This window comes from Pseudomonas sp. BR20, assembly GCF_050780135.1.
GTDB lineage: Bacteria > Pseudomonadota > Gammaproteobacteria > Pseudomonadales > Pseudomonadaceae > Aquipseudomonas.
The window spans coordinates 4831059-4847482 of the sequence record NZ_CP172012.1 but is presented as its reverse complement, the minus strand read 5'-3'; the positions used below and the strand labels follow the sequence as shown (position 1 = coordinate 4847482).

At 56.2% G+C, this 16424-nt stretch carries 16 protein-coding genes, 1 tRNA gene and 2 pseudogenes; 13 read left to right on the top strand and 6 right to left on the bottom strand.

All coding sequences use genetic code 11. The features are described 5' to 3' along the window. Positions 1-61 precede the first annotated feature (61 nt). The gene (locus tag ACHPFG_RS22280; RefSeq protein WP_205885841.1) at positions 62-832 is read left to right on the top strand and encodes a TenA family transcriptional regulator; all 771 of its coding nucleotides are present in this window, start codon (positions 62-64) and stop codon (positions 830-832) included. Between the two features lie 21 nt (positions 833-853). Here the strand turns inward: ACHPFG_RS22280 and ACHPFG_RS22275 are convergent, their stop codons facing one another. Both ACHPFG_RS22275 and lldD read right to left on the bottom strand, forming a co-directional pair. Next, a complete protein-coding gene (locus ACHPFG_RS22275; RefSeq protein ID WP_184743324.1) occupies positions 854-1780 on the bottom strand; it encodes a GGDEF domain-containing protein in 927 nt (308 codons plus the stop codon). Positions 1781-2062: 282 nt separating this feature from the next. Beyond that, positions 2063-3205 carry an FMN-dependent L-lactate dehydrogenase LldD gene (gene lldD, locus ACHPFG_RS22270; RefSeq protein ID WP_145336461.1) on the bottom strand — a complete coding sequence of 381 codons (1143 nt, stop codon included), beginning with the start codon at positions 3203-3205 and terminating at the stop codon, positions 2063-2065. Positions 3206-3305: 100 nt separating this feature from the next. On the opposite strand from lldD, the gene ACHPFG_RS22265 reads away from it, so the two are divergent. The 3 genes from ACHPFG_RS22265 to ACHPFG_RS22255 all read left to right on the top strand — a co-directional run bounded on the left by ACHPFG_RS22265 (position 3306) and on the right by ACHPFG_RS22255 (position 5105). Next, entirely contained in the window at positions 3306-4229 is a 924-nt protein-coding gene (locus ACHPFG_RS22265; RefSeq protein WP_431700450.1) for a LysR family transcriptional regulator, read from the top strand. A gap of 33 nt (positions 4230-4262) precedes the next feature. After that, a tRNA-Asn gene (locus tag ACHPFG_RS22260) sits at positions 4263-4338 on the top strand. A gap of 122 nt (positions 4339-4460) precedes the next feature. Further along, entirely contained in the window at positions 4461-5105 is a 645-nt protein-coding gene (locus tag ACHPFG_RS22255; protein ID WP_431700449.1) for a ParA family protein, read from the top strand. On the opposite strand, the gene ACHPFG_RS22250 is transcribed toward ACHPFG_RS22255, so the two are convergent. Next, complete coding sequence (locus tag ACHPFG_RS22250; RefSeq protein WP_431700448.1) at positions 5027-5296, bottom strand: TonB-dependent receptor domain-containing protein; 270 nt, start codon at positions 5294-5296, stop codon at positions 5027-5029. The two genes, ACHPFG_RS22255 and ACHPFG_RS22250, sit on opposite strands and share 79 nt — an antisense overlap. A 2-nt stretch (positions 5297-5298) precedes the next feature. On the opposite strand from ACHPFG_RS22250, the gene ACHPFG_RS22245 reads away from it, so the two are divergent. From ACHPFG_RS22245 to ACHPFG_RS22235, 3 genes and pseudogenes are all read left to right on the top strand, one after another. Continuing rightward, on the top strand, positions 5299-5760 hold the full coding sequence (locus tag ACHPFG_RS22245; protein WP_431700447.1) for a hypothetical protein: 462 nt from the start codon (positions 5299-5301) through the stop codon (positions 5758-5760). 50 nt (positions 5761-5810) lie between these two features. After that, the gene (locus tag ACHPFG_RS22240; protein WP_431700446.1) at positions 5811-6200 is read left to right on the top strand and encodes a hypothetical protein; all 390 of its coding nucleotides are present in this window, start codon (positions 5811-5813) and stop codon (positions 6198-6200) included. Between the two features lie 34 nt (positions 6201-6234). Then, a pseudogene (locus ACHPFG_RS22235) lies at positions 6235-6390 on the top strand (integrase domain-containing protein); the annotation flags it as partial. A gap of 20 nt (positions 6391-6410) precedes the next feature. Here ACHPFG_RS22235 and ACHPFG_RS22230 read toward each other — a convergent pair. Next, the gene (locus ACHPFG_RS22230; RefSeq protein WP_431700445.1) at positions 6411-7256 is read right to left on the bottom strand and encodes a helix-turn-helix domain-containing protein; all 846 of its coding nucleotides are present in this window, start codon (positions 7254-7256) and stop codon (positions 6411-6413) included. A gap of 83 nt (positions 7257-7339) precedes the next feature. Here ACHPFG_RS22230 and ACHPFG_RS22225 point away from each other — a divergent pair, with 83 nt between their 5' ends. The 5 genes and pseudogenes from ACHPFG_RS22225 to ACHPFG_RS22205 all read left to right on the top strand — a co-directional run. Beyond that, entirely contained in the window at positions 7340-7963 is a 624-nt protein-coding gene (locus ACHPFG_RS22225; RefSeq protein WP_431700444.1) for a glutathione S-transferase family protein, read from the top strand. Positions 7964-8089: 126 nt separating this feature from the next. Then, positions 8090-9433 (top strand): SidA/IucD/PvdA family monooxygenase, encoded by a 1344-nt coding sequence (locus tag ACHPFG_RS22220; RefSeq protein WP_431700443.1) that lies wholly within the window; start codon positions 8090-8092, stop codon positions 9431-9433. 64 nt (positions 9434-9497) lie between these two features. Continuing rightward, on the top strand, positions 9498-10820 hold the full coding sequence (gene ectB / locus ACHPFG_RS22215) for a diaminobutyrate--2-oxoglutarate transaminase (protein WP_431703510.1): 1323 nt from the start codon (positions 9498-9500) through the stop codon (positions 10818-10820). Further along, on the top strand, positions 10810-11715 hold the full coding sequence (locus ACHPFG_RS22210; protein WP_431700442.1) for a DMT family transporter: 906 nt from the start codon (positions 10810-10812) through the stop codon (positions 11713-11715). Before ectB ends, ACHPFG_RS22210 begins: the two co-directional genes overlap by 11 nt. A 553-nt stretch (positions 11716-12268) precedes the next feature. Continuing rightward, a pseudogene (locus tag ACHPFG_RS22205) lies at positions 12269-12592 on the top strand (ParA family protein); the annotation flags it as partial. A 265-nt stretch (positions 12593-12857) separates the two neighbouring features. On the opposite strand, the gene metC reads toward ACHPFG_RS22205, so the two are convergent. Together metC and ACHPFG_RS22195 are read right to left on the bottom strand one after the other, a co-directional pair. Next, on the bottom strand, positions 12858-14039 hold the full coding sequence (gene metC, locus ACHPFG_RS22200) for a cystathionine beta-lyase (RefSeq protein WP_184743318.1): 1182 nt from the start codon (positions 14037-14039) through the stop codon (positions 12858-12860). Positions 14040-14093: 54 nt separating this feature from the next. Beyond that, positions 14094-15212 (bottom strand): DUF2817 domain-containing protein, encoded by a 1119-nt coding sequence (locus tag ACHPFG_RS22195; RefSeq protein WP_431700441.1) that lies wholly within the window; start codon positions 15210-15212, stop codon positions 14094-14096. Between the two features lie 108 nt (positions 15213-15320). Between ACHPFG_RS22195 and ACHPFG_RS22190 the strand changes: the two genes are divergently transcribed. Next, positions 15321-16070 (top strand): GntR family transcriptional regulator, encoded by a 750-nt coding sequence (locus ACHPFG_RS22190; protein ID WP_431700440.1) that lies wholly within the window; start codon positions 15321-15323, stop codon positions 16068-16070. The last annotated feature ends 354 nt before the right edge of the window (positions 16071-16424 follow it).

Here is a 16424-nt window from a genome sequence, read left to right as displayed (position 1 = left end):
AATCACACTTAAAAAGGAGCCTTAAATAGTGATCGACACATTCAGCAGAACCGGTCCGCTTATGGAAGCCTCAAGTTACCCCGCCTGGGCTCAGCAATTGATCCAGGACTGCAGCGAGAGCAAGCGCCGGGTTGTCGAACACGAACTGTACCAACGCATGCGTGACAACACGCTCAGCGCCAAAACCATGCGTCACTACCTGATCGGTGGCTGGCCCGTGGTGGAACAGTTTGCCTTGTACATGGCACAGAACCTCACCAAGACCAAGTTTGCCCGCCATCCAGGGGAAGACATGGCGCGACGTTGGCTGATGCGCAATATCCGTGTGGAGCTGAACCACGCGGACTATTGGGTCCATTGGGCGCGTGCCCACGGCGTCAGCCTCGAAGAGTTGCAGGCCCAGAACGTGCCGCCGGAGCTGCATGCGCTGAGCCATTGGTGTTGGCACACCAGCTCGGCCGATTCGTTGATTGTGGCTGTTGCCGCGACCAACTATGCGATCGAGGGCGCGACGGGAGAGTGGTCGGCAGTGGTGTGCTCCACCGGCGTGTATGCGGCGGCCTTTCCCGAGGAAGACCGCAAGCGTGCGATGAAGTGGCTGAAGATGCACGCCCAGTACGACGACGCCCATCCTTGGGAAGCCCTGGAAATCATCTGCACCCTGGCCGGGATGAACCCGACCAAGGAACTGCAGGCAGAGTTGCGCCAAGCCGTGTGCAAGAGCTACGACTACATGTACCTGTTCCTGGAACGTTGCATGCGCCTGGAGAAAGAAAAACCTGCGAGCGCTGCTGTGCGTGAGCGCCCGTTGCGTGTCGCCAGCGAAGCGTGATGTAACGGGGATGGCGGGGTCTTACCCCGCCATTGCCAGGCGATTACGGCCTTCGCGCTTGGCCACGTACAAGGCGCTGTCGGCGCGGCGCAACAGGCTGTCGGCCGACTCGGCGGCCAGCAGGGTCGAACAACCGAGGCTCACCGTCAATTCGATCCGTGTTCCATCCGCCCAATAATCCTGGGCCTTTGCCGCCTGGCGCAGGCGTTCACCGACCATGGCCGCCGCATCCCGGCCGGTGTTGGACAGCAGGATCAGAAACTCTTCCCCGCCAAACCGAAACACCATGTCCACGTTACGCAACTGGCTCTTGATTGCCCCGGCGACCGTGCGCAATACGTTATCGCCGGCCGCATGGCCGTGGGTATCGTTGATGATCTTGAAGTGGTCGATGTCCAGCATCAGCAAGGACAGCGGGTTCAGGTGCCGACGCGCCATGTCGATTTCCCGTTGCAGGGTCTGGTCCATGGCAATGCGGTTGCCCGTTTCGGTCAACGGGTCGCGCAGGGCGCTGCGGGTGGCGGCGCGGTAGAGTAGGGCGTTGCGCATCGGGTAGAGCAGGGTCGACAGCAGTGATTCGAGCTGGCCGAGCTCCTCCTCCAGCAGGCGCTGGTTGCGGCGAAAGATCAGCTCGCCGAGGTGCTCGCCTTCGTGGCTCAGGCTGTAGCTCACCGAATGGTGGCCGCGGTGGCCGAACTCCAGGCGCAGGTCGCTGGTTTCGTGGCGATATTGCAGGGCATCCAGAGGTACCAGGCGCTGGATCTCACGGAAAAACACCGCGAGGAGGCGCTGCGGTTCCAGGCTGGTCTGCAATTGCATCCCCAGTTGCTGGCGAAGTTGTGCGACGGTTGTCGGGCGGCGAGGTACGAGTGATGGCTGACCAAAGCCCAGGCGTTGCAATTTGGCACTGTCGAAGTCAACTGCGTTGGTCTGGGTTGGTGTTTTCATAAGCAAACGGCCTCTAAGCACTTAGCTGTCTTACAGGCTGGATGAGAGTGGCGAATGCCAGGCGTCTTACTGTTCCTTCAGTTCCGTAAAACATTGGAAACAGTTTAGACCGCTTTACCAGGGGTTATAACCCCTGGGCACTGCCACACGTCTTGTCATCGCTTGACCTGCTTGGAAGGTGTTAGAGCGAGATTCGTGCCATTTCGTTTAAATAAATAAAAGTCCTTACAAATCAAAGAGCGTTTTTAAAGTAAAAAAACGGTCGTTAAGCAATGACGTCAGTTATTTGACTGATTGCACCAGCGTGCTGGAGTCAATCTGGTCAATGGACGTGACACCGGTCAACGTCATGGCCACGCGCATTTCCTTGGCGAAGATGTCCAGCAGGTTCTCTACCCCGCGCTGACCATCGGCGGCCAGTGCATAGGCGGTGGCGCGTCCCAGCAGGCACGCCTTGGCGCCCAAGGCGAGCATGCGCACCACGTCCAGCCCGGAACGAATGCCAGAGTCCACCAGCACCGTCAGGTCATCGCCCACGACATCGGCAATCGGTGGCAAGGCCTTGGCAGTGGACAGCACACCGTCCAGCTGACGGCCGCCATGGTTGGAAACCACGATGCCGTCGGCGCCGAAACTCACTGCGTCCTTGGCGTCCTGGGGGTCGAGGATGCCCTTGATGATCATCGGGCCTTTCCAGAATTCGCGGATCCACTCCAGGTCTTTCCAACTGATGGAGGGGTCGAAGTTATTGGCCAGCCAGCCGATGTAATCTTCCAGGTGGGTGGGTTTGCCGAGGTACTTGGAGATATTGCCCAGGTCATGGGGGCGGCCCATGAGCCCTACGTCGAATGCCCATTGTGGCTTGGTGACGGCCTGCAACATGCGCCGCTGCGCCGCGAACGGCCCGGACATGCCCGAGTGGGCATCGCGGTAGCGCGCCCCGGGCGTGGGCATGTCCACGGTGAACACCAGGGTGGTGACCCCAGCTGCCTGGGCCCGCTCCAGGGCATTGCGCATAAAGCCCCGGTCCTTGAGCACATACAGCTGGAACCAGATTGACTGCGGGCTCTGCGCCGCCACTTCCTCAATCGAACACACCGACACCGTCGACAGACAGAAGGGGATGCCCTTGTTCGCCGCCGCCTTCGCCGCCTGTACTTCGCCGCGCCGCGCATACATGCCGGTCAGGCCGACAGGGCTGAGGATGACCGGCATGTCCAGGGCCTGGCCGAACAGCGTGGTCTTGAGGCTGAGGTTATCGACATTGCGCAGTACGCGTTGGCGCAGGCTGATCTCGGCCAGGTCCGAACTGTTCGCGCGCATCGTGTGCTCGGCGTAGGCACCGCCGTCGATGTAGTCGAACAGGAAGCGCGGCAGCTTGCGTTTGGCCGCTGCGCGGTAGTCGGAGGCGGACGAGATAATCATTAAGCGTGTCTCCACAAGGCTGGGCGGGTCAGGATAGGCAAATATCTGTCATGATAAAAACAACTTTTATCGCTAGTAGTCAGTCGCTGAAGGAATACCCATGAACTTGAGAACGTTGCGCACGTTCGTCGAAGTGGTACGCCAGGGCGGATTCTCCCAGGCCGCCGAGGTGGTGGCCTTGACCCAATCCACGGTGAGCAAGGCGGTCAAGACTCTGGAAGAGGAACTCGGCATGCCGCTGCTCGACCGCCTGGGCCATCGCAACGAACTCACCGCCGCCGGTGAGATCGCCTACCGCCGCGCCCTGGTGCTGCTCGCCGAACACCAAGACCTGGTCGCCGAGATCAACGACCTGCGCGGCCTCAAGCGCGGCGTGTTGCGCATAGGCCTGCCACCGGTGGGGTGTGGGGTGCTGTTTGCGACGATGTTTGCCACCTATCGCAGTCGTTACCCGGACATCGACATCGAACTCACCGAATACGGCAGCAAGAGACTGCGCGAGTGCCTGGAGGTGGGGGAGGTCGACCTCGCTGCATTGCTGCTGCCGGTCGATGCAGGCTTCGATTATCAGCCCGTGCGCAACGAACCGCTGATGGCCGTACTGCCCAGGAGCCACCCCTTGGCCCAACGTCAACGCATTGACTTCGCCGACCTGGCGGATTCGCCGTTCATCCTGTTCGAAGCCGGCTTCGCCCTGAACGCCAAGATTCTGGCCGCCTGCGAGCGCAAAGGCGTGATACCCCGCGTGGCGGCGCGCAGCGGACAGATCGACTTCATCGTCGACCTGGTCGCGGCCGGCCTCGGCGTCGCCTTCCTGCCGCGCATGTTGGCGCACAAGCACCAACACGCGGGCATCGCCCTGATCCCTCTCGACGAACCCCACACCGACTGGCACATCGCCCTGGCCTGGCGAGCCAGCGCCCACTTACCACCCGCCGTGCGCGCCTGGCTGGAACTGGCCAAGGAGCAGCAGCTTTCAACCGGTCATCCGGATTCATCGTCCAGGATCTCAGGGAAGGCTTGACTTCTCCTTTTCAATCAGTAACATACGGCGCATTCCGCGATAGCTCAGTTGGTAGAGCAAATGACTGTTAATCATTGGGTCCCTGGTTCGAGTCCAGGTCGTGGAGCCAGATAGGGAAAAGCCTGCAGCGATGCAGGCTTTTTTTTGCCTTGGATTTTTCCGGGGTGATCAAAGCGCACAGCGTGAACCGCATGAATGCATCTCAAATCCTACGATTCCGAGGTCAATATCATGAAAGTCGCTGCAGTCGTTTCAACCAAAGGCGGGCCGGGTAAAACCACGGTTGGCGTCAATCTGGGCGCGTTCTGCGCCGATGCAGGGATCCGTACCCTGCTCATCGATCTGGATAATCAGCCGTCGCTGTCGTCGTTCTATGCGCTATCGCATGAGGCGCCCGGTGGAACCTATCAACTGATCGCGAACAACGAGACTCGAGCTGATCAGGTCATTTCGCATACCTGCATTCCTAATCTCTCACTGATCCATTCCAATGATCCGTTCAATCAGCTGGGACATTTGTTGCTCCATGCTGCTGACGGGCGCCTTCGTCTCAAGAATCTGCTGCCGGCTTTCGAGCAGGACTTTGGTCTGATTCTGATCGATACCCAAGGCGCTCGCTCCATCGTGCTGGAGATGGCCTTGCTTGGGGCACACATGGCTATTTCGCCCATCACCCCGGATATGCTGACTGCACGAGAGTTTCAGCGTGGAATGCTCCAGCTCTATCGAGATATTGAGCCGTTGGCAGCGTTGGGCGCAGAGACGCCAATGTTGAATGTCGTAAGCGCTGGTACCTCCTACTGTTTGCCTTCGGTGGGGGTGAAAGTCTGGCCGGTGACTTGCGCAACGGAAACCGGGAATAACGACTCGCTATAGCTGATATCGGGCGCCAGGCCGTTGTCCGCCAGGTAGACCAGGCCCGCACGCCAAGTGGTGGCTTCGTCGCTTTGGCTGGCCTTGGCGCCATTGCGATGCGCCGTCTGCTGCTGGTCAGCCCAGTCGTGGCGGCCACCCACCTGCAGGACCCACTTGTCGCCGACTTGATCTGATCCTGGAAATAGACACATTTTTGCAGCATATCGAGCTGCGAGCCACGGTCCAGGCTGGGGGCTACGCCTCGGAAATTATGGGAGTCGTAGGAAGTGTCATAGCCGTCAAAACCGACCAGAACGGTGTGCTCGACGCTGCCGAGCTGCCATTTCGATTCGATATTGGTATCGCGGCCCAGGGTTCGAGCACGCTCACGGCGATCACTGTATTGCCGTGCAAGGATGCCGGTATCGGCGGCATTGTGGATAGCCGCTGCGGACGTCTGAGCTTGCAGGTATTTCCACTTCACATCGGACTCGGAGTAACGCAGCTTGTGATTAAGCGTGAAGTGCTCGTTGAAGTGGTGGGTGAATTCGTACCCCAGCGCCGACATCTCGCCATTCATGTCGTCGTAGCCCGACTTGCCGATAAAGTCGTGGCGGCCGATCTTGAAGGCGCCGTCACCCACACCTTTGACCAACTGGTACCCGCCTTGACGTAACCAGCAGCACTCTCGACAACACCGAAGGCAAGCTCACCTCTGACGGTTCGTTGGCCGCCGCCATCGCCGGTCGGTTACTCAACCAAACCGGCTTGTTTGCCGCCAAAGGTGACGCACGCCTGAGCCTGGGCAGCCTCGATAACCGTCAGGGCACTGTCGTCGCTAACAATCTCGATGTGCAGTTGAATGGCCTGTTGAACAACCAGCATGGCACCGTGCGCGGCGAGGCTCGCCTGGATCTGAAAGCAGGCCAGGTCGATAACAGCGAGGGTGGCCGGATCAGCAGCGGTCAGTCGCTCAATGCCAGCGTCAGCAGCCTGGACCAGCACAAGGACGGTCGACGTTGTCGGCCCTCGATTCTATTATTTGCTGGCTTGGTCATTTTAACTATAGTTTGCTCCCTATCACTTTACCCCAGAATTGCCGCAACTTTGAAGTAACGCTATCTGGAGGTCGAACCGCTCAGACACGCATTGGTGTCGTTCGGAGGATGGGCCAGGGTGCAACCATGCGCGAAAAATTGTTCGGCAGACCTTGCTGGACTACGCCGGGTATCTGCGGCGGCAAGTCGAACAAGGAGCTATCGGCATCGCGACCGCGCAAAACCGAAGCACTACGGCAAGATCAACTCCAGGATGGCACTTACAGGCTCAGGCACTGCTGTTACGGAAACTGCCCGGTGTAATGCCGACTACTTTTTTGAAGGCCCGGCTCATGTGGCTTTGATCGAAGAAGCCGCAAGTGAATGACGCTTCTGCGAGACTGGACCCGGTGCGCAGCAGTTTTTGGACTTGGGCGATTCTTTTCTGGATTTGATAGCTGTGGGGGGAGACGCCAACGCTTTTTTTGAACACCCGGATCAGGTAAAGAGGGTCAAGGTTCACCAGTTGCGCCAGTTCTTCCAGCGACAGATGTTTGTCGAACTCGTCTTCGAGCTTTCTCTTGATCTTTTGCACTGCGTGCTGCTCAGCCGCGCTGACTGATTCGATGGGCGCTCCGCTACGCTCGAAGAGCTGTGTCACCAGATCCAGCAGGATAGTTTCCCGTTCAAGGCTGGAGGGGGATTTTTCAATGAGTTGATGTTGATGCAAAAAAATCCGGGCGAAGTCGGGTGCTTGGCTCAGAGCTGTTTGAAAAAGATGAATATGATCGTCTGAAAAGCGCCCTTGAAACACCACCCGATTGACCCATTCTGGGTCGATATAGAGCATTCGATACATCCAGCCCTCATCATGGCCTGGCAAGCCGTCATGGATCTCCCCAGGGGTAATGGTGACCACACTTCCAGCGACCCCCATGTAGTAACTGCCGCGATAAAAAAGCTTTTCAATGCCGCTGCTTATAACGCCGATGGCGTACCGATCATGTGAATGTCGGCCGAAAGATTGGGTGCTGTAACGCGCAGATAGCAACTCGCAGTCGCCTTCGGGTATACGCCAGAATTGAACAAAATCCTTATCTTTTTGAGGCGTTTTATCACTGCGAATCCCGTCCATCAATTGTCCAGTTTTGTGCAATACGTATGAAAAAAAGGTCGCTAAATTTAGCACCTATTTCATAAAACAAGCTAGGGGATGCGATGTCTACAAAACTGGTAGTTGGGGATTTTAATAAGTCGTCATGGTCATTTCGTGCGTGGCTGGTTCTTGTGACAGCGGACGTTTCGTTTGAAACCCTTCAGGTGAAACTGGAACAGAACGACACTCGTCAGCAAATCCTCGAACACTCGCCTTCTGGCCGAGTCCCGGCACTGTTACTCAATGGCATCGTGATCAACGACAGCCTAGCTATCAGCGAATACGTTGCCGATGCCTATCCTAGCGCCAACCTCTGGCCTCAGGACCCGCAGGTCAAGGCACTCGCCCGCGCCGCAGCGGCGGAGATGCACTCCGGCTTCACTCACCTGCGCACACAGATGTCGTTCGGCCTGAACATCGGTGATATCCCTGAAACGCTGACCGCCGAGACGCGTGAAGAAGTTATGCGCGTGTTCGATATCTGGAACAACCTGCGCGAGCTGAGCGGTTCGAAGCAGTTCCTCTGCGGCGACTTCGGTATTGTCGATGCCATGTTTGTTCCGGTGGTATTTCGTTTCCGTCGTTATGGCATTGCCATACCGGCACAACTGCAGGGATATATCGACAACATCCTGGCGTATGCGCCGGTACAACAATGGTTGAAGCTGGCCGCACAAGAAGTTTAGAAAACAGCACTACCGATATCGATTAAAGATAACTACAAACAACTTTTGTTGGCCGCATGCAGGAAAGACCTCAGGGGCTTTTCTGCTTTGCCGAGCCTGATTTTTGTAATAAATGGGGATAAAGCTGTGAGCGTTCATAAAGTTAATACCAGTGATTCAGGGCGTGACGGGCAAGTCTACGATGTTATCGGTATAGGCTTTGGGCCCGCGAACATCGCCTTGGCCATTGCCTTGGAAGAATTAGGCTTTGCCGGAACACGCCTGTTCCTGGAGCGCCAGGGCAGTACGAAATGGCAACCGGAGATGATGCTGTCGGGCAGCGATATCCAGAATCATCCGAGCCGCGACCTGGTGACGCCACGCAACCCGCGCAGCCGCTACACCTTCACCAACTTCCTGTTCGAAAATGATCGGCTTTTCGAGCACCTCAATCTTGGCCTGGAGTTTCCGCTGCGCAGTGAATTCGCCGAGTACGTGCGCTGGGTCGCGGGTTTCTTTGCCAAAGACGTGGCTTACAACCAGGCCGTGACATCGATTCAGGCAGACCCTGTCAGTAACCTGTATTGCGTGACGACGCAAACCGGGAGCAAGTTTTTTGCTCGCTCGCTGGTCGTCGCACCCGGGCGGACACCCGTGATTCCGCAGGCATTCACCGACTGCGCCGCCGACCAGGTTTTCCATTTGACCCAGTATCTCGGGCGCTTGGCGCAACTGGCGCAACAGCGCGAGTTGAAGCGGGTCGCGGTAGTGGGCGGCAGCCAGAGTGCAATCGAGATCATGCTGCACCTGCGCCACAGCTACCCGCACCTCGAGATTATCAACATCCAGCGCGGCTACGGTTTCCGCCTCAAGGACACCAGCCAGTTCAGGGAGCACGTGTACTTCCCGTCCTTTGTCGACCATTACTACAACAGCTCCGCCGAAGCGAAGAAGAACATCAACCGCCACTTGCATTACACCAACTACTCCGCCGCCGACGCCGACGTGATCTCGGAGTTGTATGTAGGAATATATGAAGACAAGTTGCAGGGCAAAAACAGAATCACCATCAAGAGTTTCAGTGACATCGAGGCTTGCACAGCCACCGGGCACAGCTACTCACTGACGCTACTCGACACTCAGGCCGGGACCACCGAACAACTGCCTGAGTTGGACGCTGTCGTGCTGGCTACCGGATTCCGCAATCTAGGCACCGGCGCACAGGACGAGCGTTTCCCCTCCATTCTGCGCGACCTGGCCGAAAGCCTGGACTGTGATGCCCAGGGCGTGATTCGCATCGGGCGCGATTATCGCCTGTCCGCGCGCGCAGGCTGCAACTTGCCGGCGCTTTACCTCAATGGCTTGTGCGAGTCGTCCCACGGCTACGGCGATGCCGGCTCCTTCAGTCTGTTGTCGCTGCGGGCCCGGGATATTTTCACGTCGTTGAGCGAACAACTGGAGCTGGAAGACGTCGCAGAAAAAATCGCCTGAATCGCCTTTAATCGCACGCACCTCGACCCCTTATATGAGTAGGCCGTAAATGGAAATTTCAGGAATGGATGAGTTGGGTATATTTGCCGAGGTCGAGTCCCAGGCGCGAAGTTATTGCCGCAGTTTCCCCGTGGTCTTCGACCAGGCTCAGGGCAGCTATCTGTACGACCTCAAGGGTCAGGCCTACATCGACTTTCTAAGTTGCGCCGGCTCGGTCAACTATGGTCACAACCCTAAGCCGGTCAAGGCAGCGGTAATCGACTACTTGCAGCGTGACGGGATCCAGGCGGCGCTGGACATGCACAGCCGGGCCAAGCAGGAATTTCTCTTCAACTTCCGCAAGATCATTCTTGAGCCACGGGCACTGTCTTACAAAATGCAGTTCACCTCGCCCACGGGCACCAGTGTGGTGGAGTCGGCCATCAAACTGGCGCGCAAGGTCACCGGGCGACAGCATATCGTAGCGTTCACCAATGGCTTTCACGGGATGTCGAACACCTCGCTAGGGCTGACCGGCAACCGCGATAATCGCCAACCTGGCGTCGACCCATATGTGTTCCGCATGCCCTATGACGGTTATTTGAAAGGTCTGGATTCCGTCGAGTATTTCGAACGTTTGCTGAACGACAACAGCTCCGGCATGGATCTTCCGGCGGCGGTGATTCTGGAAACCGTTCAGGGCGAAGGCGGGATCAACGTAGCGTCCGCCGACTGGCTGGTGCGCTTGCGCAAACTGACGGCCAGGCACGACATCCTGCTGATCATCGATGATATCCAGGCCGGATGCGGTCGCACCGGGACCTTCTTCAGTTTCGAGCCGTCCGGTATCACCCCGGACATGGTCTGCCTGTCGAAATCCCTCAGTGGTTACGGACTACCGTTCGCCCTGCTGCTGCATCGTCCAGAGCTGGATCAATGGTCGCCCGGCGAAGACAACGGCACCTTCCGTGGCAACACCCTGGCCTTCGTCGCCGCGACCAATACCTTGCAGGAATTCTGGAGCGACGACCGTCTCGTCAAGCACATCCAGGCCAATGAAACGCTCCTAAAGACCTGGCTCGCCAAGGTTACCGAGCGCTTCGCGGTGCATATCAAGCAGGTGCGTGGGCGCGGGCTGTTTTATGGCATTGAGTTCCACGATGCGTCATTGACCGCCGCGGTCACGCGCGCGTGCTTTGCGCGCCGATTGATCATCGAGCGCTGCGGCCCGGAAGATCAGGTGCTCAAGTTAATGCCGGCCCTGACCATCGACGCAGAAACCCTGCAGACCGGACTGGCGAGCATTTTTTTGGCCATGCAGCAGGTACTGGAACACCCCTCGTCCAGCGAGTCGGACACTGATACAGATACGTTGCGCTTTACCAATGAGGTCTCCCATGTCGACTAATAACAACCGGGCAATCATCGAGCTGACCATCGGCGGGCTGATGCTCAGCCTGTCAGCACTGGCGGTGGCTTTCGCACATATCGGCGCCGGTGGTGCCGGATTCTATCGGATGCTGATCGCCTCGATCCTGTTCTTCCTGCTCCTCAAGGTGCGCAAGACGCCGGTGCGACTGAAAAGCGCCAAGGCCCAGCTCTACACCGCATTGGCCGGGGTATTTCTGGCGATCGACCTGGTGCTGTGGCATCAGAGCATCTACATCGTTGGCCCGGGCATCGGCTCGATCCTGACCAACTGCCAGGTGTTCTTTATGACCTTGCTGGGGCTGTACCTGTTGAAGGAAAAGCCCTCGATCTACTTCCTGATTTCCATCTCGCTGGCCTTCGTCGGGCTGTACCTGTTGCTGCTGCCGGAGATGACCAGCGGAGTCGGGATCAAAGGCGTGGTGTATGGGGTGCTGTCGGGGCTGGCGTATGCCATTTGCGTGTACTTCTTGAAGATCAACACCCAGCTGTCTGATGGTGGCGGTGACAAGATTGCGCAGATGCTCAACTTGAGTCTGTGGGCAGCCCTGGTATTGCTGGTATACGCGCTGGCGACCGGGGAAAGCCTGGCCATCGTGGACGGACAAACCCTGGTGATGCTGGTGATTTACGGGGTGCTGGTGCAATTCGTCGGTTGGCTGCTGGTCAATCGTTCGATCGGCGCCATCAGCCTGGGGCTGGCCGGACTGATTCTGCTGCTCGAACCGGTGATCACTTACTTCATCGACGTCGCTTTTCTCGGCAAGGCAAGCTCCTCGCTACAGATTGCCGGCGCGCTGCTGACTATCTTCGCGGTGTACATCGGCTCAATCAAACCGCCGGAAAAGGCTCAGAACTTACCCGAGGCTATCTGACGGATGGGGTGTCACGGCAGTCTGTGAACAATGGTTGCGTACCCCCAATCGATAAGCTACGTGCAGGCCCACAACGTTTGCGCGTAGTCGTTTATATCCGTTGCGGCCAACTTCCCGGACCGGGTAGATCGTGCCAGCTCACAAAAAAGGTCGAGAAAAGCTGCATCATGCCTTGTGTGAGCTTGCGCTTGGATTGCCAAGGTTTGCCTTGCAGCATCTTGGGATCGACCCACGATAGTAGCTGTTGCTAATTGAAAAGGTGTGATGGCTAACTGAATCGCCGAAGTCTAGAGCGAACTATGGTCAACGTCAGTGCCATTTGTTAGCAAGCATAGACACGCGTCACTTTACAAAAACTGTCAAACTCAATGCAATGATCGGTAAGCGGGATGGACGCAACTACGGTGTTCATGGTGACCCAGGAGTTTCCATAAAATCTCGGATTAATTAGGATAGCCTTAGGGATATAGTTTTTATATTTTTTGTAAAATGTCTTTGTAAAACACTTGCTTAATGAATGTATCTCAAATCCCACGATTCAGAGGTAAATATCATGAAAGTCGCTGCAGTCGTTTAAACCAAAGGCGGGTCGGGTAAAACCACGGTCGACGTCAATCTAGGCGCGTTCTGCGCCGATGCAGGGATCCGTACTCTGCTCATCGATCTGGATAACCAGCCGTCGCTGTCATCGTTCTATGCGCTATCGCATCAGGCGCCCGGTGGAACCTATCAACTGATCGCGAACAACGAGATCCGGGCTGATCAGGTCATTTCGCACACCTGCATTCCTGATCTCTCATTGATCCATTCCAATGATCCGTTCAATCAGCTGGGAACTTTGTTGCTCCATGCTGCTGACGGGCGCCTTCGTCTCAAGCTGCACGAGAATTTCAGCGTGGAATGCTCCAGCGCTGTTGCCGCTGACCGAAAACTGACCGAGTAGAGGCTGTTCTGCCGACTGAAAACTGAGCTACCAGATAGGGGGACGTTGGCAGTGTTACTGTAAGTCGCTCCGCGATCTCGTCGATTGTCGGTGGTACTAGCTCAAACGAATGACGGTGTCCAAAACTATTGGAGCATAGATGGCCTGGATATTAGAGGCATCAGCGGGCGTAGCATTTAACACTTTCTCGGAAACTCACTTACGCTACATTTACAGAAGTTTTTTTAACGACCTGGTCAAGAGCTTGAATCATGTCAGATTGAAGCTCGTTTAAATTTTCTAAACCAGCATGCACTCGAACAAGATAACCTGACTTCTCCCAGTTTTGTACAGTACGAGAAGGTTTGCCAATCGGTAAAACTAGACTTTCATACCCCCCCCAAGACAAACCAATTCCAAAGTGTTTTAGGCTGTCGAAGAAACACCTGACGCGTTCCATGTCAGTGCTTTTCAATTGCAAAGAAAATAGACCGCTCGCGCCTCTGAAGTCTCGTGTCCAGAGATCATGGCTCGGATCATTAGCCAATGCAGGGTGATGCACTTGGGCCACCGCTGGATGCGTCTGCAAACATTGAGCTAGGGCTAAACCATTTTCCCAATGACGTTGCAATCGCACACTTAGGCTGCGAATACCACGCAGACCTAGAAAAATATCATCGGGACCCGCGGTTTCGCCAAAATCATGGGCGCTGGCCTGCAACTGCTCCCACGCGCCTTCATTGGCTGTGGCGGTACCAAGCAAGGCATCTGAATGACCGACGATGTATTTAGTGGCCGCTTGAATTGAAATGTCTACTCCGTGATCGAATGGCTTGAAATAAAGAGGGGTCGCCCAAGTGTTGTCCAACAATACTTTTGCACCGACGCTGTGCGCAGCATTAGACAGAGCACGTACATCCGAGATTTCAAAGGTCAACGATCCTGGGGATTCAATAAACACCACACTTGTATTTTTTCGAAGTTTTGACGTTAGATCTTCCACGTTAATTGGGTTGAAATACTCCACCTCGACACCCAAGCGAGTCAGCACCCTGTCAGCGAACATGCGGGTTGGCCCGTACACATTGTCAGTTATTAAAATGTGATCACCTGCGGCCACAAAAGCCATCACCGCATGAGTACAGGCCGAAAGCCCCGATGGAAATACGAGACTGGCATAGCCCCCTTCCAGTTCGGCAATAGCTGACTCAAAGGCACGTGTTGTTTCGGTACCAAACCGACCGTAATGTGCATAAGGATTACCGTCGCGCTTGCACGCTTCCCAAGCATCAAAGCTGGGCACGAGTATGGTCGAGCCACGAAAAACCGGAGTATTTATGAGCCCACCGAAACGCTCAGAATTGCGACCGGTATTGACTACGAGGGTATCTGGATGATGCATTTGTTTAATCTCAGCAGCAGGGACGTGGAAAGGTAAGTGCAAAGGTGACGCGATTCAGTCCCGCCACGCGATTAGCCCATTCAGCGCCTGCTGTTGAATGGCAACAGCATGACTTAGGGCGCTTTGTTGCCAGCTCACAGCATCAGGTGAAAACGCCTGAGTTATTTGCGTAAGCAAAGCTTGACGCTCAATAGGATCGGAGACCGAACCGCTGTGTAGACGCCTGTCGGCCTTCAATGCCTGCTGAAGCTTGTCCAGCGGTACGGTGCCAAGCTCGATAACCGCGCCCGTCAATTGAGCCGGTGCTACGAATCGGGAAATCCCTTGAAACAGCAAGCCGGTATATTGCGGACGTGCCGCCCCATCAAAACCGGCGGGGTTTTCGATATTGGGCTGACCCCACCATTCACATGCCCGGTTCCATGCCTCGCTATTGCGGTCACTGAAACAAAGGAAAAACGGTTCTCCTGTCTCCCCAAGCCCCGTATGCCAATCAATTAAAGCGACTTTTTCAGCACCACGAAGGTGCTGTTCAATAATTGACTGAAGTGCCAGATGAGACCATTCAGGCCCCTTGCCACCATAACTCAAGCCCTCTGGATGCGTGTATTGCCCGCGCATACTGGCGTCGGTAAACGCAGGCATGCCCTTGTCATCGATCCATGCATCGATAGTGCGCTGGGCCTCCTCGGCAGCGCTCACGTCAAGTTCATGCGGGCCAATCCAGGGGTGCAGATGCTCATATTCAAGGTTCTGGGGAACAGGCTGCGTCCAATCGATGAAGTTTCGATTGAGGTCGACGAGGCCTTCGGTGCACCGGCTCACATGAGCAGCCCCCCACGGATTGATTGCATGGATCAGCACCACTCGAACATCAAGTGCCTCAGCGTGAGCTCCCAGGGCTTGCATAAAGGCGATTTGCGCAGCGGAACCGATGAAGCACTCCGGGCCGTGAGTGCCGCTCACCACGATCATTGCCCGCTTGCTCTCCAGCGGTCCGATTATGGCAACGTCGGTGGTCAGGCTACCGCCGTTGGGTGCCGTTGCATCATCGTTGAGGTAAACATGCAGTACAGCGCCTGCCTGGGCCGCGGCCATTTGAAATTTAGCGCGTGCTGTAGCGTAATCGGGCGAGAAACAACTTGATGTCAAAGCGAGGGAGACTTCGCGCATGAATGATCCTTGAATACAAAACGGCACATGGATTTGGCCGGATCGTAACATGTTACGAATACTCCCTGTAAACTGCTAAAATGCCGTGCATGTAAAAAAGGTCCTCAGATGCCCAAAAAAAACGAAGTTGAAGCCCCACCTGTTGTTGAGGGGCGCATACGCGTCAGGCAAAGCGATGCGGCGTTCGATGCAGTGCACAGAGCTATCGTGCGCTGCGAACTGATGCCCGGCGTGCATGTGTCGGAAGCGGAAATAGAAACGCGCTTTGGGCTTAAGCGAGCGGCTACTCGCGCAGCGCTGGAGCGCCTGGCGGCCAAAGGGTTGGTCCGCCCGATGCATCGCCAGGGGTATCAGGTCAAACCCATCACTTTGCGCGACATCAACGAGCTGTATCAGATACGCGAAATCATCGAGTTAGCAACGGTTCGCATGGCGGCAGGCAAGGTCGATGAAGAGGGCCTGCGGCGTCTCGATCAAGCGTGTTCTAGAAGTTACAAGCCAGGTGATCGAGACAGCGAAGACCGCTTCCTTCAAGCCAATACCGAGTTTCACCTGGTGGTGGCGCAAGCCTCAGGCAATGAGCGCCTGGTGGAGATGTTAGCCAACGTTCTGAGTGAAATGGAGCGGTTGTTTCACCTCGGCCTAGCGCTGCGCGACCGCACCAACGAAATGCGACACGAGCATGAATCGCTTATTGCAGCGCTGACGGCTGGAGACTCAAAAGGCGCAGAAACAGTGGCGCGCATGGAATTGATCTCATCCAAGGCAATGGTGCTCGACGCCCTGATGTCTTCATCCAGCCTGTTGGATGTAAACATCACCAGTGGTTCGGTTGGGCCACTGTCATTGAGCAGCTGAGCTCACCCGCCTCGATTGCTTGAGACACTGCAAGCTGACCGGCAGTGTTTCAAGCTTGATCGCCGCCTCGTGTAAAGCCCGTACCTCTCCAAACAGCGGCGCACCTTAACATCCCACTCCCACCACTCCCTGCATCGAAACGGTGCAGCTTCGTGTCGGCAATTGTTCAGGATTGCTGATCCGCCAAGCGCTCAGCAGAGCCCTCTTAGCTCAATGTTGGCTTAATTTCTGTGTGTGGCACAGCTATTGCTGTGCCACAAAACATACTCGTAACATGTTACGAGAGCCATAAGGTCATTTCACAGATGATTTCCGGTCGGTAAATCGACCCGAGCAGATGTGCATACGATCTAA

Bases quoted from the DNA above. Each gene is read 5' to 3' on its own strand.
- ACHPFG_RS22280 (WP_205885841.1), top strand. From the start codon at position 62: ATGGAAGCCTCAAGTTACCCCGCCTGGGCTCAGCAATTGATCCAGGAC.
- ACHPFG_RS22275 (WP_184743324.1), bottom strand. From the start codon at position 1,780: ATGAAAACACCAACCCAGACCAACGCAGTTGACTTCGACAGTGCCAAA.
- lldD (WP_145336461.1), bottom strand. From the start codon at position 3,205: ATGATTATCTCGTCCGCCTCCGACTACCGCGCAGCGGCCAAACGCAAG.
- ACHPFG_RS22265 (WP_431700450.1), top strand. From the start codon at position 3,306: ATGAACTTGAGAACGTTGCGCACGTTCGTCGAAGTGGTACGCCAGGGC.
- ACHPFG_RS22255 (WP_431700449.1), top strand. From the start codon at position 4,461: ATGAAAGTCGCTGCAGTCGTTTCAACCAAAGGCGGGCCGGGTAAAACC.
- ACHPFG_RS22250 (WP_431700448.1), bottom strand. From the start codon at position 5,296: ATGTGTCTATTTCCAGGATCAGATCAAGTCGGCGACAAGTGGGTCCTG.
- ACHPFG_RS22230 (WP_431700445.1), bottom strand. From the start codon at position 7,256: ATGGACGGGATTCGCAGTGATAAAACGCCTCAAAAAGATAAGGATTTT.
- ACHPFG_RS22225 (WP_431700444.1), top strand. From the start codon at position 7,340: ATGTCTACAAAACTGGTAGTTGGGGATTTTAATAAGTCGTCATGGTCA.
- ectB (WP_431703510.1), top strand. From the start codon at position 9,498: ATGGATGAGTTGGGTATATTTGCCGAGGTCGAGTCCCAGGCGCGAAGT.
- ACHPFG_RS22210 (WP_431700442.1), top strand. From the start codon at position 10,810: ATGTCGACTAATAACAACCGGGCAATCATCGAGCTGACCATCGGCGGG.
- metC (WP_184743318.1), bottom strand. From the start codon at position 14,039: ATGCATCATCCAGATACCCTCGTAGTCAATACCGGTCGCAATTCTGAG.
- ACHPFG_RS22195 (WP_431700441.1), bottom strand. From the start codon at position 15,212: ATGCGCGAAGTCTCCCTCGCTTTGACATCAAGTTGTTTCTCGCCCGAT.
- ACHPFG_RS22190 (WP_431700440.1), top strand. From the start codon at position 15,321: ATGCCCAAAAAAAACGAAGTTGAAGCCCCACCTGTTGTTGAGGGGCGC.